General features: G+C 71.8%; 20 protein-coding genes and 1 riboswitch. Of the genes, 6 read left to right on the top strand and 14 right to left on the bottom strand.

Features of this window, described 5'->3' with window-relative positions; all coding sequences use genetic code 11:
- Nucleotides 1-42: 42 nt before the first annotated feature.
- Nucleotides 43-1,431 (bottom strand): DHA2 family efflux MFS transporter permease subunit, encoded by a 1,389-nt coding sequence (locus J2S22_RS10335; RefSeq protein WP_272778991.1) that lies wholly within the window; start codon nt 1,429-1,431, stop codon nt 43-45.
- Nucleotides 1,432-1,677: 246 nt separating this feature from the next.
- Between J2S22_RS10335 and J2S22_RS10330 the strand changes: the two genes are divergently transcribed.
- Complete coding sequence (locus J2S22_RS10330) at nt 1,678-1,941, top strand: hypothetical protein (RefSeq protein ID WP_272778992.1); 264 nt, start codon at nt 1,678-1,680, stop codon at nt 1,939-1,941.
- 102 nt (nt 1,942-2,043) lie between these two features.
- Here J2S22_RS10330 and speB read toward each other — a convergent pair whose 3' ends face one another.
- The 7 genes from speB to J2S22_RS10295 all read right to left on the bottom strand — a co-directional run bounded on the left by speB (nt 2,044) and on the right by J2S22_RS10295 (nt 6,996).
- Nucleotides 2,044-2,946, bottom strand: a complete 903-nt coding sequence (gene speB, locus J2S22_RS10325; protein ID WP_272778993.1) for an agmatinase — start codon at nt 2,944-2,946, stop codon at nt 2,044-2,046.
- Complete coding sequence (locus J2S22_RS10320) at nt 2,943-3,542, bottom strand: pyruvoyl-dependent arginine decarboxylase (RefSeq protein ID WP_272778994.1); 600 nt, start codon at nt 3,540-3,542, stop codon at nt 2,943-2,945. Before J2S22_RS10320 ends, speB begins: the two co-directional genes overlap by 4 nt.
- A gap of 165 nt (nt 3,543-3,707) precedes the next feature.
- A complete protein-coding gene (locus J2S22_RS10315; RefSeq protein WP_272778995.1) occupies nt 3,708-4,253 on the bottom strand; it encodes a GNAT family N-acetyltransferase in 546 nt (181 codons plus the stop codon).
- A gap of 173 nt (nt 4,254-4,426) precedes the next feature.
- The gene (locus J2S22_RS10310; protein WP_272778996.1) at nt 4,427-5,224 is read right to left on the bottom strand and encodes an RMD1 family protein; all 798 of its coding nucleotides are present in this window, start codon (nt 5,222-5,224) and stop codon (nt 4,427-4,429) included.
- Nucleotides 5,225-5,425: 201 nt separating this feature from the next.
- A complete protein-coding gene (locus J2S22_RS10305) occupies nt 5,426-5,731 on the bottom strand; it encodes a hypothetical protein (RefSeq protein WP_272778997.1) in 306 nt (101 codons plus the stop codon).
- 206 nt (nt 5,732-5,937) lie between these two features.
- Nucleotides 5,938-6,471: an isochorismatase family protein gene (locus tag J2S22_RS10300; RefSeq protein WP_272778998.1), complete on the bottom strand. Its 534-nt coding sequence runs from the start codon at nt 6,469-6,471 to the stop codon at nt 5,938-5,940.
- A 165-nt stretch (nt 6,472-6,636) separates the two neighbouring features.
- Nucleotides 6,637-6,996, bottom strand: a complete 360-nt coding sequence (locus tag J2S22_RS10295) for a hypothetical protein (protein WP_272778999.1) — start codon at nt 6,994-6,996, stop codon at nt 6,637-6,639.
- Nucleotides 6,997-7,202: 206 nt separating this feature from the next.
- On the opposite strand from J2S22_RS10295, the gene J2S22_RS10290 reads away from it, so the two are divergent.
- On the top strand, nt 7,203-8,093 hold the full coding sequence (locus J2S22_RS10290; protein WP_272779000.1) for an SMP-30/gluconolactonase/LRE family protein: 891 nt from the start codon (nt 7,203-7,205) through the stop codon (nt 8,091-8,093).
- Between the two features lie 57 nt (nt 8,094-8,150).
- Here the strand turns inward: J2S22_RS10290 and J2S22_RS10285 are convergent, their stop codons facing one another.
- On the bottom strand, nt 8,151-9,035 hold the full coding sequence (locus J2S22_RS10285) for an HpcH/HpaI aldolase/citrate lyase family protein (RefSeq protein WP_272779001.1): 885 nt from the start codon (nt 9,033-9,035) through the stop codon (nt 8,151-8,153).
- A 13-nt stretch (nt 9,036-9,048) separates the two neighbouring features.
- The gene (locus J2S22_RS10280) at nt 9,049-9,534 is read right to left on the bottom strand and encodes a MaoC family dehydratase (RefSeq protein WP_272779002.1); all 486 of its coding nucleotides are present in this window, start codon (nt 9,532-9,534) and stop codon (nt 9,049-9,051) included.
- Between the two features lie 138 nt (nt 9,535-9,672).
- Here J2S22_RS10280 and J2S22_RS10275 point away from each other — a divergent pair, with 138 nt between their 5' ends.
- Together J2S22_RS10275 and J2S22_RS10270 are read left to right on the top strand one after the other, a co-directional pair.
- Nucleotides 9,673-10,770 (top strand): transglycosylase SLT domain-containing protein, encoded by a 1,098-nt coding sequence (locus J2S22_RS10275; protein WP_272779003.1) that lies wholly within the window; start codon nt 9,673-9,675, stop codon nt 10,768-10,770.
- Between the two features lie 221 nt (nt 10,771-10,991).
- Complete coding sequence (locus J2S22_RS10270; RefSeq protein WP_272779004.1) at nt 10,992-12,158, top strand: DUF2336 domain-containing protein; 1,167 nt, start codon at nt 10,992-10,994, stop codon at nt 12,156-12,158.
- Nucleotides 12,159-12,241: 83 nt separating this feature from the next.
- Here the strand turns inward: J2S22_RS10270 and J2S22_RS10265 are convergent, their stop codons facing one another.
- From J2S22_RS10265 to J2S22_RS10255, 3 genes are all read right to left on the bottom strand, one after another.
- Nucleotides 12,242-12,853, bottom strand: a complete 612-nt coding sequence (locus tag J2S22_RS10265) for an Hpt domain-containing protein (protein ID WP_272779005.1) — start codon at nt 12,851-12,853, stop codon at nt 12,242-12,244.
- 13 nt (nt 12,854-12,866) lie between these two features.
- Nucleotides 12,867-13,415, bottom strand: a complete 549-nt coding sequence (locus J2S22_RS10260; protein WP_272779006.1) for a response regulator — start codon at nt 13,413-13,415, stop codon at nt 12,867-12,869.
- A 146-nt stretch (nt 13,416-13,561) separates the two neighbouring features.
- Nucleotides 13,562-14,344: an NAD kinase gene (locus J2S22_RS10255; protein ID WP_272779007.1), complete on the bottom strand. Its 783-nt coding sequence runs from the start codon at nt 14,342-14,344 to the stop codon at nt 13,562-13,564.
- Between the two features lie 65 nt (nt 14,345-14,409).
- Between J2S22_RS10255 and cutA the strand changes: the two genes are divergently transcribed.
- Nucleotides 14,410-14,745, top strand: a complete 336-nt coding sequence (gene cutA, locus J2S22_RS10250) for a divalent-cation tolerance protein CutA (protein WP_272779008.1) — start codon at nt 14,410-14,412, stop codon at nt 14,743-14,745.
- 195 nt (nt 14,746-14,940) lie between these two features.
- Nucleotides 14,941-15,143: riboswitch (cobalamin riboswitch) on the top strand.
- 187 nt (nt 15,144-15,330) lie between these two features.
- A complete protein-coding gene (locus J2S22_RS10245; protein ID WP_272779009.1) occupies nt 15,331-17,514 on the top strand; it encodes a TonB-dependent receptor in 2,184 nt (727 codons plus the stop codon).
- A 218-nt stretch (nt 17,515-17,732) separates the two neighbouring features.
- Here the strand turns inward: J2S22_RS10245 and J2S22_RS10240 are convergent, their stop codons facing one another.
- Entirely contained in the window at nt 17,733-21,134 is a 3,402-nt protein-coding gene (locus tag J2S22_RS10240; protein ID WP_272779010.1) for an acyl-[ACP]--phospholipid O-acyltransferase, read from the bottom strand.
- Between the last annotated feature and the right edge of the window lie 57 nt (nt 21,135-21,191).

Raw genomic sequence — 21,191 nt, 5'->3', positions numbered from 1 at the left:
ACGCCGCTGCGCGGCTTTGCCCACCCTACGAGTTCCAAAAACTCACTTCCGCTGCGCCATCTCGGCCCCGGCGTCCTTCGGCATCATCGCGAACAGGATCGCGGCGGAGGCCGAGATCAGGGCGATGGTGGCGAAGGCGGGCGGGAAGGTCGCGGCCGTGAGCGCCGTGTCGCCGCGCGCCGCCATGGCGATCTCCAGCGCCAGCGCCCCGATGGTGACGCCGGTCGACACCGAGAGCTGCTGCGACACGCTGGCGAGCGACGTCGCCCGGCTCATCCGGCGCGGCTCCACCTCGGCGAAGGCGATGGTGTTGACGCTGGTGAACTGCAGCGAGCGGAACAGGCCGCCGACCAGCAGCACGGCGATCATGATCCACACCGGGGTGCCGGGCGAGAACAGCGCCGGCGCCCCGATCGTCACGGCGGCGAGCAGGGCGTTGACCGTCATGGCGAGGCGGAAGCCGAAGCGGCGCAGGATGCGCGGCACCAGGGTCTTCATCACCATGGCGCCGAACGCGGTGGCGAACGTCACCATGCCGGACTCGAACGGCGTCATGCCGAATCCGACCTGCAGCATCAGCGGCAGCAGGAACGGCAGCGCGCCGGCGCCGACCCGGAACACGAAGCCGCCGGCGACCCCGGCCCGGAAGGTCGGCAGCGCGAACAGCGACAGGTCCATCACCGGGTTGGCGACGCGGCGCGCATACACGACATAGGTCGCGGTCGCGGCGGCGCCGAGCGCCAGCAGGGCGGCGGCGACCCAGGCCGGCACGAACGCCACCGTGCTCACCGTCGAGCCGAAGGCGAGCCCGCCGATGCCGAGCGCCACCAGCGCCATGCCGGGGACGTCGAACGGCTCCGGCACCTCGCTCCTCACGTTCTCGACGAAGGCCGTCACCATCAGGAAGCCGACCACGCCGATCGGCACGTTGATGATGAAGATCCAGTGCCAGCTCGCGAAGGTGGTGATGAAGCCGCCGAGCGGCGGCCCGAGCAGCGGGCCGATCAGCGCCGGCAGGGTGACCAGCGCCATGGCGTCGACCAGCCGGCTCCTGTCGACGGCGCGGATCAGCACCAGCCGGCCGACCGGGCTCATCATGGCGCCGCCGATGCCCTGGAGGAACCGGGCCAGCACGAAGTGCCACAGCTCCTGCGACACGGCGCAGGCGAGGGAGCCGGCGACGAACACCACGATGGCGCTGCGGAAGATGGTCCTCGCGCCGAACCGGTCGGCCATCCAGCCGCTGGTCGGGATGAAGATGGCGAGCGCCAGCAGGTAGGACGTGATGGCGAGCTTCAGCTCGATCGGCGAGGTGCCGATGTCGGCCGCGATCGCCGGCAGCGCGGTGGCGATCACGGTCGAGTCCATGTTCTCCATGAACAGCGCGACCGCGACGACGAAGGGAACGATGCGCTCGCGGGAGAGGGGCATGGGGAGGAGGACACCGGGCGGGCAGGGGACGGGCGGAGGGCGGCAGGACCGCGGGCCCCGCCTATGCGCCGGGACGCGCCGGCCGGCAAGCGCGCAGATCGGCGGCGCGGCCGCCGCGGCGCAGGATTACCGGCGGGGCGACGCCGCGGCATATCCTGCCGCACCGGATTGCACCCGGGTCGGGAGCCCCCACATATCCGCCGACGGCGCCCCGTGCGCCACCTCGCGCTTGGGAGCGATGCGGCGATGATCTACATCCTGGCGGTCTTCCTGCCTCCCCTCGGCCTGCTCGTGAACGGGCAGCCTTTCGCGGCGCTGTTCAACGTGGCCCTGCTGGCGGTCAGCATCGTGCTCACGGTTCTGACCATCTTCACGTTTCCGGTGCTCATGCTGCTGCCCTCGGCGCACGCCGTGATCAGCATCTACATGACGCGCGAGAACCGCCGGCACCGCGAGATCGTCGAGGCGATCGAGCGCCACGGCCCCCCGCCGCCCGGCTGGCGGCGCTGACCTCCCGGCCGACCCGAAGACAAAGCGCCCCGGCGCCGCAGCCGTACGCCGGGGCACGCAGCCGACAAACAACCCGCTCGACGAGCGCGCCGCCGCCGGCGGCTACCCGGCGGCGCGCTTGCCCATCAGGGCGAGGTATTCCCAGGCGACCGTGGCGGCGGCGAGCGCCGTGATCTCGGCGACGTCGTAGGCCGGCGCCACCTCGACCACGTCCATGCCGACGAAGCCGACCTCGCCGAGCCGGCGCAGGATGGCGAGCAGCTGCCAGCTGGCGAGCCCGCCGATCTCCGGCGTGCCGGTGCCGGGCGCGAAGGCGGGATCGAGCACGTCGACGTCGACCGAGAGATAGGCCGGCGCGTCGCCGACCACGGCGCGGATCTGCTCCGCCACGGCGGCCGGCCCGGCCTCGTGCACGGCCTCGGCCGGCACGATCCGCACGCCACGTTCCACCGTCCAGTCGTGCACGTCGATGCCCATCGGCGAGCGGATGCCGACCTGCACGGCCCTGCGCGCATCGACCAGCCCCTCCTCGATGGCGTGGAAGAACACCGAGCCGTGGGCGTAGCGCTGGCCGAAATTGTCCGGCCAGGTGTCGACATGGGCGTCGAAATGGACGAGCGCGAGCGGGCCGGTGCGCTTCGCCAGCGCGCGCAGCAGCGGCAGCGTGATGCCGTGCTCGCCGCCGAGCGCGATCAGGTGGCCGATGCCGGCCGCCTGCCGCTCGATCAGGGCGAGGCTCTTCTCGATGTCGCCGAGCGCGATGGCGAAGTCGCCGATGTCGGCGACCGACAGCAGCGCCGGCTCGATGCGGTGCACCGGGTGGGCGCCGTCGACCAGCATGCGGCTCGCCCGCCGGATCGCCGCCGGGCCGTCGCGGGCGCCCGAGCGGTTGGTGGTGCCGACGTCGAGCGGGATGCCGGCGATGCACCAGGACGCGTCGCGCCCGTGCGCGGCCAGCCCGAGAAAGGTGGCCGGCAGCGCGAAGGTGGCCGGGGAGACGCTCATGCCGGCGCCCCGCCGGGCTGCGCTGCGCCCGCCTGCGCGTCGACGGGCGAGAAGCGGAACACCGCGCAGGCGACAGCGCAGGTCCAGTCGCCGCTGTCGGCCCCGGTGGCGGCGGCCGTCATCGACAGCGTGTCGACGATCAGGTCGGTGGTGGCGTAGAGCTTGCGCCGCTCGTCCCAGGCGGCGTTGGGGTCGAACTCGATGCCGAGCGTCGAGGCCAGCATGGTGGCGGCCAGATCCTCGGCGTAGTCGCCGGCCTCGCGCTCGGTCATGCCGTAGCCGTGGTGCTCGGAGATGTAGCCGTACACGGTCGGGTCCTTCGGCCGGGCGAGGCCGATCGAGGCGGCGATGCGGCGGCCCGGCTCGTTGGTCTCGGCCCGCGCCATCACGCAGAAGGTGATCTCGCCGGGCGCGAGCGTCGGCACGCCCTCCTCGCGGCCGATCAGCCGGCAGCGCGGCGGCAGGATCGACGACACCGTGACGAGGTTCTGCTGCTCGATGTCGGCGTCGCGCAGGGCGTACTCGAACGCCGTCAGCGGCTGCTTGTGGACGCCGACCCCGCGGGTGAGGAAGACCTGGGTGGGAACCGGAAACATCGTACCTCCTTGGCCCGGAAGCGCCGGGTGCCCCGGGCGCGCCCCGGGCTCGGCGCGGCGGGTCCGGGCGCGTGGTGGGACAATGCCATCATCTAGGAGATCACGATGACGGCGGTCCGACAACGCAGGAGGAGCCGGATTCGACGGGGTCTGCGCGCCGTCCGCTCATCCCTCGCTCGCCGAGAACGCCTCGTGGAACTCGACCGTGCCGGTCGGCGGGGGGGCGTCGCCGAACAGCACCGCCATCACGTAACGGTCCGGGATGCCGGGGACGTGCAGGTTGGCGGCGCGGCGGAAGCCGTGGCGGCCGTAATAGGCGGGGTCGCCGACCACGATGCAGCCGCTCGCCCCGCGCGCCTCCAGGCGGGCGAAGCCGGCGCGGATCAGCGCGGTGCCGACCCCCTGGCGCTGGCGGTCGGGCCGCACCGAGAGGGGGCCGAGGCCGAACCAGCCGCCGGCCGGCGCCTTGCCGTTCGGCCGGGTGCCGGGGCCGAAGATCTCCACGGCCGAGAAGGCCGCCTGGCCGACCAGGCCGGACGAATCCTCGGCGAGGAGCGCCACCGCGGCGGCGCCGCTCCGCCACAGCGCCTCCATGATGGCCGGCTCGGTGCCGGAGGCGTGCGGCAGGCCGCGATAGGCGGCGGTGACGAGGGCGCGGACGGCGTCGGCGTCGGCGTCGGTCTGGTCGCGGAGACGGAGCGAGTCGGGCATGATCCGGTCGTCATAGCATCGACTGCGGCGATCGGAAGCGGCAGGTGCGCACGACCGGGTCGTGTCGCGGGAAGACCGGCGGAACCGTCGTATTCCGCCGATTCCGCCCGAGTTTTCCGGCCGCGCGACACCGCCTCGCCGGCCCGGGCGCCCGGCTCCGCCGGCGCCGGTCCTCAGTGGCCGCCGCGCACGAACAGCTCGTAGAACGTCACCAGCACCTCGACGACGATCAGGAGGATGATGGTCATCTCCAGGCGCACGCCGCGCTCGGTGTCGATGATCTCGGTGAGGGCGTGCGCCGTGTCGTCGATCACGGCGAGCTTGCGGGCGAGCGAGGTGGCGCGCTCCTTGAGCTCGTACTCGTCGGCCAGCCGCAGCCACAGCCGCTCGAACTCCGGCTGGTCCCACAGGATGTCGGGCTTGTCCTCGATCTCGACGCGGCCGGCGAGGCGGTGCTGCACCTGCAGGGCCTGGCCGATGGTCTTGAGCATCTGCCGCCGGTTCGACGGCGTCTTGCCGGTGCGGGCGAGCGCCGCAGCGAACGGCTCCATCACCTCCAGGACCTTGCCGACCTCGCGCTCGTCGCGCGACAGCGCGGCGTTCTTGGCGAGCACGTCGGCGATCACCAGGAGGCGGGGCGGGGTGAGGGCGCGGACCGCCACCGGTCCGCCCGGCACCACCTGGTCGTCCTGGTCGGGGGTGATCTCGACGACGGTCGATTCGTCCTCGATGGGGGCGTAGCGGCCGGCGAGGCGCGGCCCGAGCGCCCGCACCACCTCGTCCTCCTCGACCGGCGACAGGCCGACCAGCACGGCGACGCCGTAGCGGAACAGCACCGCGTAGCCGGTCGCGCCGGACCGGAAGGCGAGCGGCGTCGTCGCGATCAGGTCGCTGCGCTCGAGGCCGGCCGTGTCGATGCGGTCGCCGAGCAGCAGGGTGCGGGCGGTGAGACGGAGCTTCGCCGCGGGCATCGGGACCGGGGCCCCGGCCGGGGCGGAGACGGGAAGGGGAGCGCGTTCGGGCATGGCTGCAGTATAGCAGGCCGAACGTGACGAGCATGGTCATTCCGGGGCGCGGACCGCAGGTCCGCGAGCCCGGAATCCCCGGCCCCGGTGCGGGTGGCCCACGACGGACAGCGGCTGGGTCCCGGGCTCGGTGCCGTCGCGCCGCCGCTACGCCGGACCGGCGCGGTCGCGCTCGGTCGACCAGCGGACGCGCACGTCGTAGGCGCCCGCCATGCCGTAGCCGGCCGGGCCGCCGTCGCCGTCCGCGCCGGTCCGCCGGCCGAGCGGGCGGCGCGCGCCGATCCAGGCGGCCTCCGCCACGCTCCACAGGCCGTGCGGCGCCGGCGCGCGGCCCGACAGCGGCCGCCGGCCGCCCGCCGTACCGGTTCGGTTGCGTTCGATGGTGCTCGCCGCCAGCGCGGCGGCCACGAACCCGCCGACCGAGGCCAGCAGGATCCAGTCCAGCACGATCATGCTCAGCCCCCCGACGAGCGTGAATCGTTAACCATGCCATGGTCGGCCGGAACTCGGGCGCCATTCGTGAGGGATCGCGGCGGCGGCGTGGAAGTTCGGCGACGCGATGGCCGCCCGGCGGCGGCACCGTGGTCCGGCAGGGCGACTTCAAGGCCGCGGTCCGGCGATGGAATTCCGGGAAACCGAATGAGGCGTGCGGCGCCCGCCTACTTCACCAGCGCCGCCACCTCGCGGAAGCGCGGGTGCTCGGCCGACTCCAGCCACTCGAACACCACCATCTCGGTGGTGACGATCTCGGCGCCGTGGCGCTCCATCCGGCGCAGCGCCGTCTCCTTGCTCTCGGCGCGGCGCGAGCCGACCGCGTCGCGCACCACATAGACCTGGCGCTTCTTGGTGAGCAGCCCGAGCACGGTCTGGCAGACGCAGACATGAGCCTCGCAGCCGGCGATCACCAGGGCATGGGCCGGGGCGAGGGCGGCGATGAAGCCCGGCGCCGGCACCGAATCGAAGGTCGACTTGGTCACCACCGGGTGGCCGCCGGTCGGCAGCGCCGCGACGGTCCGGCCGAGGCCCTTGGGGTTCTGCTCGGTGAACACCACCGGGATGCCGATCAGGGCGGCGGCGTCGAGCAGGCGGCGGGCATTGGCGATCGCCGTCTCGCTCTCGGCGATGGCCGGCATCAGCCGCTCCTGGAAGTCGACGACCACCAGGGTCGAGCGCTTGGAGTCGATGGTCGGCACGACACTCTCCGCGGCCAGGGCGACCGGTCGGCCGTGCTCGGTCCCGATCGGTCGATCCGGCCACCATCCAGAAATCCGAGCGCCAAATCTAGCCCCGAACAAGCGGATGCGACACCCCGTGTCGAACGGATCGGTGCGTGCCGGGCGATCGGCGGCCGCGGCGGCTCAGCGCCGCGGCACTGCCAAGTCGCCGCCGTCGCCGTCGATGTCCAGGAAGGCGCGGATCTTCTCCACCACCTCGGTGGCGTTCCCTTCGTCGGTGCTGGACAGCGAGACCAGCTGGCCGGTGGCGAGATGCAGCACCGGAATGTGGAGATGGGTGCCGGAGGCGGGGTCCTTGACCTCGCTGACGGTGACGTCCTCGACCGCGTCGAGCGGCGCCTCGATCGGCGAGCGCGGCCACAGCAGGACCTTGCGCTGCACCCGCAGGGTGCCCTCGGGCTTGTCGAGGATGCAGGTGACGGCGTTGGCGAATCCGCTCGATTGCAGGGCGAGACGGCTGGCGCGATCCTCGACCACTCTCATGGACGGCTCCCTGGCGAGGTGTTTGCGGGATGCCGCGGCGCGGCCGGGGACGGGGCGCGACCGGCGCGGCGCTGTCCAGAGGAAACCGGCCGGCCCCGGGAACGTGCCCGGCTCCGGCCGCCCCCGTACGATGGCGTACGCTCCTTCCGAAGCCGCTGCTGCCGGGCTACTCTGCGGCCCCGCCCGCAGCCGAAGCGACATCCGTCATGACCTGGTTCGCCCCGCCCGCCGACATCGAGAGCCGCGTCTTTGCGCGCCTCCCCGACAACTTCAGGACTCCCCGGCCGACCGAGTGGGGGGTCGCCAACAAGCCCGGCGTGTCGATCGACAGCTTCCTGGAAGGCCCGTGCTGCGCCCCGGACGGCACGCTCTACGTCGCCGACATCCCCTACGGCCGCATCTTCGCGATCGACGGCAGCGGGCGGTGGAGCCTCGTCCACGAGTACGACGGCTGGCCGAACGGCATGAAGGTCACGACCGACGGCAGCCTGCTGGTCGCCGACTATCGGCGCGGCCTGCTGCGCATCGATCCGGAGAGCGGCACCATCCACCCGGTGTGCACCAGCGTGAACAGCGAGAGCTTCAAGGGGCCCAACGATCTCGCGCTGCTGGCCGACGGCTCGGTGCTGTTCACCGACCAGGGCCAGACCGGCATGCACGACCCGAGCGGCCGGCTCTATCGTCTGTGGCCGGACGGCCGCCTCGACCGGCTGGTCGGCAACGCCGCCTCGCCCAACGGCGTCGCCGTCGCCCCGGCCGGCACCCACGCCTATCTGGCGCTCACCCGCGCCTGCCAGATCTGGCGGGTGCCGCTCGCCCCGTCGGCGCTGGCGTCGAAGACCCAGGTGTTCGCCCAGCTGCCCGGCGGCGTCTCGGGGCCGGACGGCCTCGTCGTCGACGCCGCCGGCCGGGTGATCGTCTGCGATCCCGGCCACGGCAGCGCCTGGGTGCTGTCACCGCTCGGCGAGCCGCTCTACCGGGTGCGCTCCTGCGCCGGCCGCACCCTCACCAATGCGGTGCTGCGGCCGGACGGCCGCACGCTCCTGATGACCGAGTCCGAGAGCGGCCAGATCCTGGAGGCCGTGCTGCCGCGGTGACGATCGCCGTGTCCGCCGCGCCGACGGCCGCGCGGTGCGCCGCGCCGGCTGTCACGGTCACACCGCCTCCTCGATCTCCTTCATGCGGGCGAGCAGGGCCTGGGCGCGCGCCAGATGGGGGCGGTCGAACATGACGCCGCCGAGGCCGACCACGCCGGCGCCGGGCTGCGCCGCGAAGGCCTCGACGATCGCCCGGGCCTTTTCCACCGCCTCCGCGGTCGGGGTGAACACCGTGTTGATCACCGGCACCTGGTCCGGATGGATTGCCATCTTGCCGGTGAAGCCGTCGCGCCGCGCCTCCTCGCATTCGCGCCGCAGCTTCGCCTCGTCGCGGAAGTCGACCGCCACCGTGTCGATCGCCTGCACCCGGGCCGACGCCGCGGCGGCGAGGCAGAGCGCGCGGGCGAGCCGGAAGGCGTCGAGGAAGCGCCCGTCGGCGTCGCGGTTCTGCTCGGCGCCGAGCTCGACGGCGAGATCCTCGGCCCCCCAGGTGAGGCCGGCGAGGCGGCGGCTCGACGCCCGGTAGCTGCCGGCGACGAACAGCGAGGCGGCCGTCTCGGTGGCGATGGCGTAGACCGTGACGTGGCCGTCGGAGAGGCCGGCGACCGCCTCGCGCACGGCCAGCTTGGCGTCGAGGTGGATGACGGCCTGGCCGCCCTCGGCCTTGGGCAGCATCACGGCATCGGGCCGGGCCGGGATGACGGCGTCGAGGTCCAGGTCGGTGAGGCCGGTCTCGAGCCCGTTCACCCGCACCAGGATGCGGGGCCGCGTCGGCCACTCCGACACGGCGGCGACGAACTCGGCGGCGGCGGCACGGGCCGAATCCTTGCGGTCGGCCGAGATCGAGTCCTCGAGGTCGACGATCACGGCGTCGGCGCCGCACTCCATCGCCTTGGCGAGCTTCTTCTCGGCGTCGGCCGGGACGAACAGCAGGGAGCGCATCTTCGGGGTCTCCTCAGGCGGGGCGCTTGAGCATGAAGGCCTGGCGCCGGCATTCGGCGACCAGCTTGTCGTTCTGATTGAAGCCGCGGTGGTGGAACTCGACGATCCCGGCGTTCGGCCGCGACGACGATTCGCGCTTGTTGATCACCTCGGTCTGCGCCCGCAGCGTGTCGCCTTCGAACAGCGGATGCGGGAAGATCACGTCGGTCATGCCGAGATTGGCGATGGTGGTGCCGACCGTGAGGTCGGAGACGGACATTCCGATCATCAGGCCGAGCGTGAACAGCGAGTTCATCAGCGGCCGGCCCCACTGGGTCTCGTTCTCGCAGAAGTGCCGGTCGATGTGCAGCGGCTGCGGATTCAGGGTCATGTTGGAGAACAACATGTTGTCCATCTGGGTCACGGTCCGCCGATAGCGGTGCTCGACGACCTCGCCGATGACGAAGTCCTCGAAATACAGTCCGCCGCGCGGGTGCCGGACGGCCGTCGCGTGGGACATTCCTCTCGCTCCCTCCTGGCTGTCGGCGCCCCCCGGCCGGGCCCGGCCGGCGGCGCCGATTCATAATTTGTTTACCATAAAGGGCGCAGCCTCGGACGTGTCTCACGACCCGACTCGGGCCCGCTCCGCAGGTTGCTCTTGCCAGTTTCCGGCACCAACGCCTCGACCTCCGGATGGGCCGTCAACGACGCCATCCGAAGCGCGTCGCGGTCCACCGGCACCAGCTTCACCTATCTTCTGGCCACTGCGAAGGTCGAATCGGACTTCAACCCTAACGCCGCGTCGACAAGCTCGTCGGCCCGCGGCCTGTTCCAGTTCATCGACCAGACCTGGCTGATGATGCTGAAGGAGGCGGGCGCCGCGCTCGGCTTCGGCCGCTACGCCGACGCCATCGGCAAGACCGCCTCGGGCCGCTACGAGGTGACGGATCCGGGCCTGCAGCAGGCCGTCATGGAGCTGCGCAGCGACCCGCAGGCGAGCGCCGCCATGGCGGGCGCCTTCACCCAGCGCAACGCCCAGAAGGTCGAGGCGCTGATCGGCCGCACGCCGACCGACGGCGAGCTCTACATCGCCCATTTCCTCGGCCCCGGCGGCGCCGCGCGGCTGATCACCGAGGCGGGCCGCAATCCCTCCGGCATCGCGGCCGAGACCTTTCCCAACGCCGCCGCCTCGAACCGCTCGATCTTCTACGAGCGCGACGGCACGCCGCGCAGCTTCGCCCAGGTCTACGGCGTGCTGGTCGGCCGCTACGACCGGGCGCTCGGCGGCGCCACCCAGGGGACCGCCACCGCCGCGGCGCAGCCGGCGCGGCCGGCGGCCGCGGGCGAGCGCCTCGATCCCGAGCTGTTCACGCCGGCGACCTACGAGCCCGAGGCGGCCCGCACCGCATCGACGGCGCCGCTGTTCCACAGCCTGTTCCAGAGCGATCCGGCGCGCGGCGCCGTGTCGAGCTATGTCAGCGAGCTGTGGTCGACCCGCCCGCATGTCGCGGCGGCGCTGTCGGGAGCGGGCGGCTACCCGGCCCCGCCGCCCGTGACGGCGACCAGGGCGGCGCCGACTGCCACGACACCGGCCGCCGCGACGGCCGGGACGCCGCCGGCCCCGCCGGCGCCGGCCACCACGGTCGCCGAGCAGGCCGCGCCGGCCGCGCTCACCGCCACCGACCCGAGCCGCGCCTCCGAGCTCTTCTCCGCCCCCGGCACCAATGCCGGCGGCCTGTTCGGCCGGCGGGGGTAGGGCGCGCGTCCGCGGCGGACCCGCTGCGCCCTCCGCCGAGCGCCGCGGACGGTCTCGCTCCGTTAACAATTCGGCAACGAACGCAAAGATTTATGGTGAACCCTTTGTTAAGGGCGCGCCGGTAGGCTGAGGTCTGTCGGGACTCGCCGGCCGTGTGGCCGGTTCCGGCCGGATCCCTCGAGAATTGTCCGTGCCGCCCTCCGTCGCGTTCGGGAAGTGACATGATCGTACGCCAGTTCCTGCAGTGGGTCCGTACCGCGCCCGCCGGCGAGCGGGCCGAGGCGACCAGCGCGCTCGCCCGCGCCTACCTCTATTCCGACCTGCCGGACGACGAGCGCGCCGCCATCGAGGGCGTGCTGGTGATGCTGGCCGACGACGTCTCGCCGCTGGTGCGCGCGGCGCTCGCCGGCGCGCTGGCGCCGAGCGCGGAGGCGCCCGCCACCGTCGTCCACATGCTGGCGCACGACCGCCCCGACATCGCCGCCGTGGTGCTGGCGCGCTCGCCGCTGTTCATCGACGCCGAGCTGGTCGATCTCGTCGCCACCGGCGGCGACACCGTGCAGGCGGCGATCGCCGGCCGCATGCCGCTGCCGCGGCCCGTCGCCGCCGCCATCGCGGAGGTGGCGACCGCCGAGGCGTGCCTGGTGCTGGTCGAGAACCCGCAGGCCGCGATCGCGCGGCTGTCGTTCGACCGGATGATCGAGCGCTTCGGCCATCTCGGCGCGATGCGCGAGGCGCTGCTCGCCCGGCCCGACCTGCCGGTGGAGAGCCGCCAGGCGCTGATCGCGCGCCTCTCGGCGACGCTCGCCGCCTTCGTCTCCGGCCGCGCCTGGATGAACGACAGACATGCCGAGACGGCCGCCCGCGAGGCCTGCGAGAAGGCGACGGTCGCGCTCGCCGCCGAGGTCGGCGAGGAGGCGGCGGGCCCGCTGGTCCGCCACCTGCGCGTCACCGGCCAGCTCACCGCCGGCCTGGTGCTGCGGGCGCTGCTGTCCGGCAACATCGCGCTGTTCGAGGAGGCGCTGGCGGAGCTCGCCGGGCTGCCGCTGCGGCGCGTCCGCCTGCTGATGTACGACCGCACCGGCGTCGGCTTCCGGGCCGTGTTCTCGCGCGCCGGCCTGCCGGCCTCGACCTTCCCGGCGTTCCGCTTCGCCCTGGAGGCGTGGCGCGAGGGGCCCGATCTCGACGGCTCGGCACGGCTGCACCGCCGCATGGTCGAGCGCGTGCTGACCGCCTGCGGCCAGTCCGACGTCGGCGAGGTCGAGCCGCTGCTCGCGCTGCTGCGCCGCTTCGCCGCCGAGGCCGCCCGCGAGGAGGCGCTGATCGCCTGCGAGAAGCTGGAGCAGGAGGTCGTCGCCGAGCTGATGCGGATCCGGATGGCGGCGTAGGCCGGTTGCGGAATCGAAGTCGTCCGGGGGAGGGGGAAGGCGCGGTCCGCGCCCGGCCCGCCTTCGTTACGGTCCGCCCTGCGCTACGGCCCGTCGGCGCGCGGCACGGTCGGCGGGCTCAGCACCTCGTCGTCGTCGGGCAGGCGGCCGCCGTTCTCGCTCTTGAGGAACGCGTCGACGATCTCGCGCAGCCGCGCCGTCAGCGCGTCGGCGACGATCTCGGCCCGGGTGGTGCCGTGCTCGCGCACGATCGCCCGCACCGCGTCGACGTGCTGGTCGACGAGGGTGAGGGGGATGCGGCGGGTGTCGGTGGTGCGCTCGATCAGCCGGCACAGGCTCGCCGCCGCCGTGGCGGCGCGCGGGAAGCCGAAGGTCGCGGCCTCGCCCTTGATGTCGTGGGCGGCGTGATAGAGCGCCTGCCGCGTCTCGGCGTCGAAGCCCTTCGCCCGCACCGCCTTGCGCGCCGTGTCGAGGCGCTCGCACTCGCTGTCCATCCAGCCGGCGAACTCGCCCGAGAGCGCGGCCAGCGCCCGCTCGGCGTCGGCGACCGGATCCGGCAGGCCCTCGGCGGAGTTGCGGGCCCACGCCTTGCGCAGCAGGTTCTTCGGCACGATCACGGCGTGGTCGCCGAAATTGGTGACCTTCGGAGCGTCCGGCTTGCCGGTCTTCCTGCCGCCCCGTCGACCGGAGGTCATCGCAAATCCCCGCTCACTCGCTGATCTTGACGCGCTCGAGCAGCGCCTGCTGCGGGATGATCTCGGCCTTGGCCGTTCCCTTGCGGCGCTCGACGCCGACATAGTTCGGATTCACCAGCCGCCGCCGGTCCGGCCCGAAGAAGGTCTTGGTCTTGATGAACGGGCGCGGGTTGACGACGACGGTGAGGACGCGCTGGTAGAGCGCGTTGGCCGAGATCGGCTTGACCAGGAACTCGGTGACGCCGCAATCGCGCGCCGCCATCACGCGCTTCTTCTCCGAGTGGCCGGTCAGCATGATGATCGGCACGAACGGATTGGCGTTGGCGCCCGGCTGGCGGATCATCTGGGTGAGCTCGAGGCCGTCGAAGATCGGCATCGCCCAGTCGGTGATCACGATGTCCGGGATGTTGTGGGTGAAGGCCTCGAGTCCGGCGGCGCCGTCCTCGGCCTCGTACACCTCGCGCGAGCCGAATCCGTGCAGCAGCGTGCGCAGGATGCGGCGCATGTGCGCGTTGTCGTCGATCAGGAGAAACCGCAGCCGGTTGAAGTCGATGCGGATCATGGCTCACGCGCACGGAACAGAGGTCCAGAAGTCGCGGCGATCCTGACGCGGAAGATTTAAGGAAGGGTTTAGGTTAATCCGGCGCGGCCCGGGGCTGCGGCGGCATCTGGGCGCGCCCCGCCGACGCGGGCCGCGCGGCGGTCGCCTCAGTGGCTGAACTGCTCGCGCAGAATCCGCTCGTCGAGGCTGTGGCCGGGGTCGAACAGCATCAGCATGTCGATGGCGTGGTCCATGCGGATGTCGACATGCTTCACCGAGCGCACCTCGTCGTGGTCGGCGACGGCGGCGACCGGGCGCTTGTCGGCCTCCAGCACCTCGATGGTGACCACGGCGGTGTCGGGCAGCAGCGCGCCGCGCCAGCGCCGCGGCCGGAACGGGCTGATCGGGGTGAGCGCCAGGAGCGGCGAGCCGATCGGGATGATCGGGCCGCCGGTCGAGAGATTGTAGGCGGTGGAGCCGGCCGGCGTCGCCACCATGATGCCGTCGGCGGTGAGCTCGCGCAGCCGCTGCTTGCCGTCGACCATCACGTCGAGGCGGGCCGCCTGATAGGTCTGGCGGAACAGCGACACCTCGTTGATGGCGCGGTACTCGTGGCCTTGGCCGGCGAAGTCGAGCGCGCGCATCACCAGCGGATGGATGACGGTCGCCTCGGCGGCGTGCAGCCGCTCCTTGAGGCCGTGCTCGTGGTACTCGTTCATCAGGAAGCCGACGGTGCCGCGATGCATGCCGTAGATCGGCTTGCCGGTGCTCATGAAGACGTGCAGGGTCTTGAGCATCAGGCCGTCGCCGCCCAGCGCGACGATGACGTCGGCGTCCTCGGGCTCGGCGTTGCCGTAGCGCTTCGCCAGCCGCTCCAGGGCGGCGTGTGCCTCGGGCGTCTGGCTCGCCACGAAGGCGATCCGCTCGATCTCGGCGGGCAGGCGGGTCATGCGCGGCTCGTGCGGCAGCTGGTGCGGTCCAGGCGCCGCACCGCCGCCGGCGAGAAGGAGTGGCGATGGAACGCGTGGTGTTCGTCTATACGACGTTTCCGGGGCTTGTCGAGGCGGAGGAGACCGGACGGGCCCTGCTGGAGGCGCGGCTCGCCGCCTGCGTCAACATCCTGCCCGGCATGGTCTCGCTCTACCGCTGGGAGGGGGCGATCGAGCGGGCCGAGGAGGTGGTGATGGTCGTCAAGACCCGCGCCTCGCTCGCCGAGCCGGTGCGCGCCGCCGTGAAGGAGCGCCATTCCTACACGACGCCGGCGATCCTGGTGCTGCCGATCGAGAGTGTCGACCACACGTATCTCTCCTGGCTGCTCGCCGAGACCGAGCAGGACGACAAAGCCGACTGAGCCGCGCGACCTCTTTGGCGCAGCATCGCCCCTGGCTCCGCTCGTCCCCGCTGGCGCGCGGATGAGCGGAGGAGGGGGCGGCTTCGGCCGGCCCCGCTCGACGGTCGGCCTCGGGGTGTGTACGGCGGGCAACACCTGCCCGCCTAATGCGTCCGGGTCGGGAGCTGTACGCTTGACGCTCGGGGGGCGTGCGCCCGAATGTGACGCCGTGCTGGTTCTCCGCGGGCGACCGCGGAGAGGAAAGAGGGAACACGGGACGCGGCTCCGGCCGCGAAGCCGTGGCTGGTCCCGCAACTGTGAGCGGCGAGCCGCATCCGACACGGCCACTGGGAAACCGGGAAGGCCGGATGCAGCGACGACCCGCGAGCCAGGAGACCTGCCGGCACGGTCACCCAACCGGTGGGCGGGAAGCCCCATACGGAGCGGTCTTTCGCAGCGGTGACACCGTGACCGGCGCGGGGACCGCAATGCGCGTACGTCTCTTCGAGCAGCAGCACGTCGAACGGCCCGTCCGGCCGCTCGGGCGTTCTTCGCGTCGGCTCATGCAGCACCAACCGCATGACGCTTCAGCGAAGGACGACCGGAATGATTCGTCTCGACCGATACACCCCTAGGGCGGCCCGCGCCGCCGGCCTCGGAATGCTGCTGGGCAGCAGCGCACTGATCGGCAGCAGCGCGCTGCTCTGCGGCGCCGCGCTCGCCCAGCAGGCGACCACGACCGAGGCGACGCTGCCCGACCTCTACGTCACCGCGACGCGTCTCGACGGCGGCTCCGGCGGCATCGCCGGAGCGTCGACCACGGTCGTCACGGCCGAGGAGATCGAGCGGTCGCCCGAGCAGACCATTCCCGGAATCCTCTCGCGCGTGCCGGGCGTCCAGGTTAGCAACATGTACGGCGGCGTGAACGGCGCGCGGTCCACGGTCGACCTGCGCGGCTTCGGCGCCACCGGCATGTCGAACACCCTGGTGCTCGTCAACGGCCGCCGCGTCGACGTCCCCGACCAGCAGGGCTTCGACTGGGGCTCGATCCCGCTCAACAGCATCGAGCGGATCGAGGTCACGCGCGGCAACAGCGGCGCGGTGCTGTACGGCGACGGCGCGGTCGGCGGCGTCATCAACATCGTCACCAAGGCCGGGGCGGGGGCGACGCCGAGCGCCCGGGTCGAGACGGCGTTCGGCTCCTACGGGCAGGTCGAGGGCCGCGCGTCGGCGACGATGGCGAGCGGCGCGCACGCGCTCGCGCTGTACGGCAACGCCGTCCGCTCCGACGGCTATCGCGACAACAACGCCTATCACCAGACCAACGCCGTCGCCGACTATCGCTACACGCGGGAGTGGGGGAGCTTCTATCTCACCGCGACGGGCAGCGACCAGCATCTCGGCTATCCGGGCGCCCGCCGCGTCGACCCGTGGAACGGCGTCAACCAGCTCGGCACCGACCGGCGCGGCACCGACACGCCCTACGACTACGGCAACCAGCAGCAGGCGAGCGCCACGGCCGGCCTGACCTACGATCTGCTGCCGGGGATCGAGCTGATCCTCGACGGCGGCGTGCGGGCCAGGAAGCAGCAGGCGGGCTTCTTCGTCTCCTGCTTCGACTACACGTCCAACGTCTCCGTCCCGGGATGCGCGCGCACGCCGACCAGCTACATCGACTCGACGCTGGTCACCTCGTCGGTGACGCCGCGCCTGCGCGTCGACACCAGCGTGCTCGGCGTGCCGTGGAAGGCGACCATCGGGGTCGACTACTACTACACGGACTACGGGTCGCCGCGGAGCTACTTCGAAGGCGCCGCGCCGATCCACACCTACGATCTCGCGCAGACCTCGCTCGCCGCCTACGCGATGAACACCGTCACGGTGCTGCCGAGCACCGACCTGTCCTTCGGCGGGCGCGTGCAGCGGACCCGCGTCACCGCGACCGACAGCCTGAACACCGCGGCGCCCGGCTACTATGTCTGCGACCCGGTGTGGGGCTGCTACGCCAACGACCGGCCGCAGGCGAGCCCGCTCGACCAGACGCAGACCAACCACGCCTATCATCTCGGCTTCGAGCACCGGTTCAACACGATGCTGACCCTGTTCGGACGCACGGCCCAGAGCTTCCGGGTGCCGAACGTCGACGAGCGGGTCGGCAGCTCGCCCTACTACGCGGTGGGGAACTTCGACCTGGAGACCCAGACCTCCTACGACTACGAGGGCGGGATCCGCGTGTCCGCCGGCCCGCTGTGGATGCAGTGGAGCGTCTACGACATGTATCTCGACAACGAGATCTTCTACAGCCCGGCCACCTTCACCAACATCAATCTCGATCCGACCCGGCGCTACGGCACCGAGGCGATGGCGACGTTCCAGCTCAACGAGGCGGTCAAGCTCAAGGCCGGCGTCGCCTACACGCGCGCCGTGTTCCGCGAGGGCGACTACGCCGGCAACGACGTGCCGCTGGTGTCGCGCAACACCGCGAGCGCCGGCGTCGTCTGGTCGATCCTCGACAAGCGCCTCGTGTTCAACGGCGACGTCCGCTACGTCGGCTCGCGCCGCATGGACAACGACTCGGCCAACCGTCAGCCGCTGATCCCGTCGGTGGTGCTGGTCGACGTCAAGCTGGGCGGCGAGTGGGACCGTTACTTCTGGTCGGTCGCCGTGCAGAACCTGTTCGACGAGGATTATTTCGACTACGCGATCGCCTCGGCCTCGACGATCGGGATCTACAACGCCTATCCGCTCGCCGGCCGCACCTTCCTGGTGCGGGCCGGGGCGAATTTCTGACCGCGGACGGCTGCTCGGTCAGGCGGCCTCGCCGCTCTGCCTTGCTTCCCTCTCCCCTCGCGGGAGAGGGTGGCTCGGACCGAAGGTCCGAGACGGGTGAGGGGGCGGTCCGCAAGCTCCGAGCCCGCGGCGGCCCCCCTCACCCCGGCCGCGCACGTCGTGCGCGCCCGACCCTCTCCCGCTAGGGGGAAGGGTCGGCGACGCGGCTCGTCGTGCCGCTATGCCACGCCCTCCAGCTTGGCGCGCTCGCGCACCATCTGGACGACGGCGAGGTTGTCGACCTTGCCGGAGCCGAGCAGAGGCATCGTCTCGACATGGACGATCTCGGCCGGGATCAGCATCTCGGAGGCGCCGCGCCTGCGGGCGAAGGCGATGAAGTCGGACCGGCTGGCGCCCTTCTGGGTGGTCAGCATGATCAGCTTCTCGCCCTTGCGGGCGTCCGGCACGGTGGCGACCGCGTGCAGGGCGTCCGGCCACAGGTCGGACGCGATCGTTTCCACCGCGGCGAGCGAGATCATCTCGCCGCCGACCTTGGCGAAGCGCTTGGCCCGGCCCTTGATCGTCACGTAGCCGTCGGCGTCGATGGCGACGATGTCGCCGGTGTCGTGCCAGCCCTCGTGCGGCGGCTCGATCACGCCGGGATTGTCGACCTTGAGATACCCGACCATCACGTTGGGGCCGCGGATGAACAGCCGGCCGCCCTCGTCGACGCCAGGGACCGCGTCGAGCCGCGCCTCGATGCCCGGGAACAACCGGCCGACCGTGCCGAACTTGTTGAACATCGGCGTGTTGAGGGCGATCACGGGCGCCGCCTCGGTGACGCCGTAGCCCTCGAGGATGCGCACGCCGAACTTCTCCATGTAGGTCTTGCGGGTCGCCTCCTTCACCGCCTCGGCGCCGGCGAAGATGTAGCGCAGCGACCGCAGGTCGTAGGGATTGGCGGTGCGGGCGTAGCCGTTGAGGAAGGTGTCGGTGCCGAACATGATGGTCGCGTTGGTCGCGTAGACCAGCTCGGGCACCAGCCGGTAGTGCAGGGGCGAGGGATAGAGATAGACGTGCACGCCGTTGACCAGCGGCAGGATGAACCCCGCCGTCAGGCCGAAGGCGTGGAACACCGGCAGCACGTTGAACAGCTTGTCCGAGTAGCCGAAGTCGACGATCGCCTTGGCCTGGGCGGCGTTGGACAGCACGTTGCGGTGCGACAGCACGACGCCCTTCGGCACGCCCTCCGAGCCGGACGTGAACAGCACCGCGGCCGGATCGGTCGGCTGGCGGGCGACCATCGGCTTCTGGAACTCGCGCAGGCCGCGGAGCTTGTCGAGCGTCGTCACGGTCGGCCGCACGTCCTCCAGCCAGACGATGCGGTAGTCGGGCTTGAGCGCCGCGATCACCGGGCCGAGCCGCCCCTTCTCGATGAAGGTGCGCGACGTCACCACGGTGGTCAGGCCGGCCGCCTTGCAGGCCGCCCTGATGTTGGTCGGCCCGGCCGAGAAGTTGAGGATCGCCGGCACGCGGCCCGCCCACATCAGGCCGAGCAGCGTCACGGCGGCGCCGTTGGCGTTGGGCAGCAGCACGCCGATATACTCGCCCGGACCCGCATAGGCGCTCAGCTTGCGGCCCAGCACGGCGGCGCCGACCAGCATCCGCTTGTAGGAGAGGGCGCCCGACACCGGATCCTCGATGGCGATGCGGCCCATGCCGTGGAACTGGGCGGCGTGCACCATCGCCTCGGGCACCGTCACGTCCATCTCGGTGGTGCGGAAGATGAGGTCCGACATCACCCGGTAGAGCGCCGCGCCGGCGGCGACGCGCCGCTTCTTTCCGCGCAGCTCCTCGGGCACCGAGATCCGGACCGGCGGCAGGATGGTCAGCGAGATCTTCGGGAACCAGCGGCGGCGGACCTGGTGGTCCTTCAGCCGCGAGAACGGCGTCTGCTCCAGCCCCTTGATGCGCACCGGCAGCACCATGGCGCCCGACTTGTCGGCGATCAGCCCGGCGCCGTCGTAGATCTTCATCAGGCTCCCGGTGACCGTGATGCGGCCCTCGGGGAAGATGATCAGGCTCTCGCCGCCCTGCACGGCGTGGATGAGCTGGCGGGTGCCCCACGGATTGGTCGGGTCGATCGGCATGGCGCGGGTGAAGCGCAGGAACGGCTTCACCCACCAGCGCTCGGCGATGTGGCAGTCGATCGCGAACACCGGGTCCTTGGGCAGCACCGAGAGCGCGAAGGGCGCGTCCAGGAAGCTGACATGGTTGAGCGCGATGATGGCGTTCGACCCGGCCTTCTCGAGGTTCTCGAGCCCGTGCACCTCGGCCCGGAAGAAGGCGCGGAACACGGTGGAGAGGAAGTCGCGCACCGGGTTGGTCGGCAGCGTCTTGAAGATCGCCCAGCCGACCACGAGATTGGCGGCGCCGAGCAGGATGAACAGCATCGACGGCGCCAGCCCGGCGAGCTGCAGCAGCGCGACGAACAGGCCGGCCGCCACCATGAAGGCGGCGTTGAGCACGTTGTTGGCGGCGATCACCCGGGCGCGGTGGTCGGGCCCGGCCCAGGCCTGCATGGCCGAGAAGGCCGGCACGATGAACAGGCCGCCGGCGACCGCCATGCCGAACAGGTCGAAGCCGACATGCAGGCCGCGCACCGAGCCGAGCACCTCGCCGATGCCGCGCCCCGTCACCGGGCTCGCGACGCCCGACATCCACCATCCGAGGTCGATGCACAGGATGCCGAGCAGCGCCGCGCCCAGCACGGTCGGCAAGAGCACGATGCGGCCCGAGGCGAGCCAGGCGGCGAGCGCCGAGCCGGCCGCGATGCCGATCGAGAACACCGCGAGATAGACCGTGATCACCTCCTCGGCGGCGCCGAGCGTGGTCTTGATCAGCGGCGGCATCAGGGAGAGCGCGATGGCGCCGGTGAGCCAGAACCAGCTCACCACCAGGGCGGCCCACCACAGCCGCCGGTCGGCCCTCAGCTCGCCCATCAGGCGGGTGGTCGAGCGGACGATGTTGGGATCGATCCGCAGGGTCGGCGCGCCCTGGCCGGTGCGCGGGATCAGCAGCGCGGCGAGCCAGCACAGGATGGCGACCACCATCATCAGGCCGGCGAAGGAGGCCGGGTCGCCGCCGTCCTTGGCGGCGAGGCCGCCCACGATGGTGCCGAGCAGGATCGCCAGGAAGGTCGCGGCCTCGACCAGCGCGTTGCCGGCGGGCAGCTCGGAGCGCTCCAGATGGTCGGGCAGGATGCCGTACTTGATCGGCCCGAACAGCGCCGCGATCACCCCGACCAGGAACAGCGCGACGAACAGCAGCGCGATCGAGTGCAGCCAGAAGCCCAGCACGGCGAACAGCGCCACCGGGATCTCGGCGAGCTTCAGCCAGCGCGCCACGATCGCCTTGTCGTAGCGGTCGGCGATCTCGCCGCCGATCGCCGACAGCACGAAGAACGGGAAGATCAGGGTGGCGCCGGCGAGCGTGATCAGGGCCTCCGAGTTGGAGCCCGTCATCCGGTAGAGGATCAGGAAGACCAGCGAGTTCTTGAGGAAGTTGTCGTTGAAGGCACTGAAGAACTGGCACCAGAACAGGGGCGCGAACCGTCGGGTGGTCATCAGGTGCGAGAACATCGGCGGTCCTGTGCGATGGCCCGGCCGACGGTCGGCGGCGGCCGGGCTCTTGATCGG

This window comes from Rhodoplanes tepidamans (assembly GCF_030813915.1).
In the GTDB taxonomy this organism is placed as follows: domain Bacteria; phylum Pseudomonadota; class Alphaproteobacteria; order Rhizobiales; family Xanthobacteraceae; genus Rhodoplanes; species Rhodoplanes tepidamans.
This window is presented reverse-complemented; position numbering and strand designations above follow the sequence as displayed.

What these genes read in the sequence shown, in the direction of transcription:
- J2S22_RS10320 (WP_272778994.1), bottom strand. Translation starts at nt 3,542, where the DNA reads ATGTTTCCGGTTCCCACCCAGGTCTTCCTCACCCGCGGGGTCGGCGTC.
- J2S22_RS10315 (WP_272778995.1), bottom strand. Translation starts at nt 4,253, where the DNA reads ATGCCCGACTCGCTCCGTCTCCGCGACCAGACCGACGCCGACGCCGAC.
- J2S22_RS10260 (WP_272779006.1), bottom strand. Translation starts at nt 13,415, where the DNA reads ATGATCCGCATCGACTTCAACCGGCTGCGGTTTCTCCTGATCGACGAC.
- J2S22_RS10305 (WP_272778997.1), bottom strand. Translation starts at nt 5,731, where the DNA reads ATGATCGTGCTGGACTGGATCCTGCTGGCCTCGGTCGGCGGGTTCGTG.
- J2S22_RS10245 (WP_272779009.1), top strand. Translation starts at nt 15,331, where the DNA reads ATGATTCGTCTCGACCGATACACCCCTAGGGCGGCCCGCGCCGCCGGC.
- cutA (WP_272779008.1), top strand. Translation starts at nt 14,410, where the DNA reads ATGGAACGCGTGGTGTTCGTCTATACGACGTTTCCGGGGCTTGTCGAG.
- J2S22_RS10330 (WP_272778992.1), top strand. Translation starts at nt 1,678, where the DNA reads ATGATCTACATCCTGGCGGTCTTCCTGCCTCCCCTCGGCCTGCTCGTG.
- J2S22_RS10295 (WP_272778999.1), bottom strand. Translation starts at nt 6,996, where the DNA reads ATGAGAGTGGTCGAGGATCGCGCCAGCCGTCTCGCCCTGCAATCGAGC.
- J2S22_RS10265 (WP_272779005.1), bottom strand. Translation starts at nt 12,853, where the DNA reads ATGACCTCCGGTCGACGGGGCGGCAGGAAGACCGGCAAGCCGGACGCT.
- J2S22_RS10290 (WP_272779000.1), top strand. Translation starts at nt 7,203, where the DNA reads ATGACCTGGTTCGCCCCGCCCGCCGACATCGAGAGCCGCGTCTTTGCG.
- J2S22_RS10280 (WP_272779002.1), bottom strand. Translation starts at nt 9,534, where the DNA reads ATGTCCCACGCGACGGCCGTCCGGCACCCGCGCGGCGGACTGTATTTC.
- J2S22_RS10285 (WP_272779001.1), bottom strand. Translation starts at nt 9,035, where the DNA reads ATGCGCTCCCTGCTGTTCGTCCCGGCCGACGCCGAGAAGAAGCTCGCC.
- J2S22_RS10240 (WP_272779010.1), bottom strand. Translation starts at nt 21,134, where the DNA reads ATGTTCTCGCACCTGATGACCACCCGACGGTTCGCGCCCCTGTTCTGG.
- J2S22_RS10310 (WP_272778996.1), bottom strand. Translation starts at nt 5,224, where the DNA reads ATGCCCGCGGCGAAGCTCCGTCTCACCGCCCGCACCCTGCTGCTCGGC.
- J2S22_RS10255 (WP_272779007.1), bottom strand. Translation starts at nt 14,344, where the DNA reads ATGACCCGCCTGCCCGCCGAGATCGAGCGGATCGCCTTCGTGGCGAGC.
- J2S22_RS10335 (WP_272778991.1), bottom strand. Translation starts at nt 1,431, where the DNA reads ATGCCCCTCTCCCGCGAGCGCATCGTTCCCTTCGTCGTCGCGGTCGCG.
- J2S22_RS10270 (WP_272779004.1), top strand. Translation starts at nt 10,992, where the DNA reads ATGATCGTACGCCAGTTCCTGCAGTGGGTCCGTACCGCGCCCGCCGGC.
- speB (WP_272778993.1), bottom strand. Translation starts at nt 2,946, where the DNA reads ATGAGCGTCTCCCCGGCCACCTTCGCGCTGCCGGCCACCTTTCTCGGG.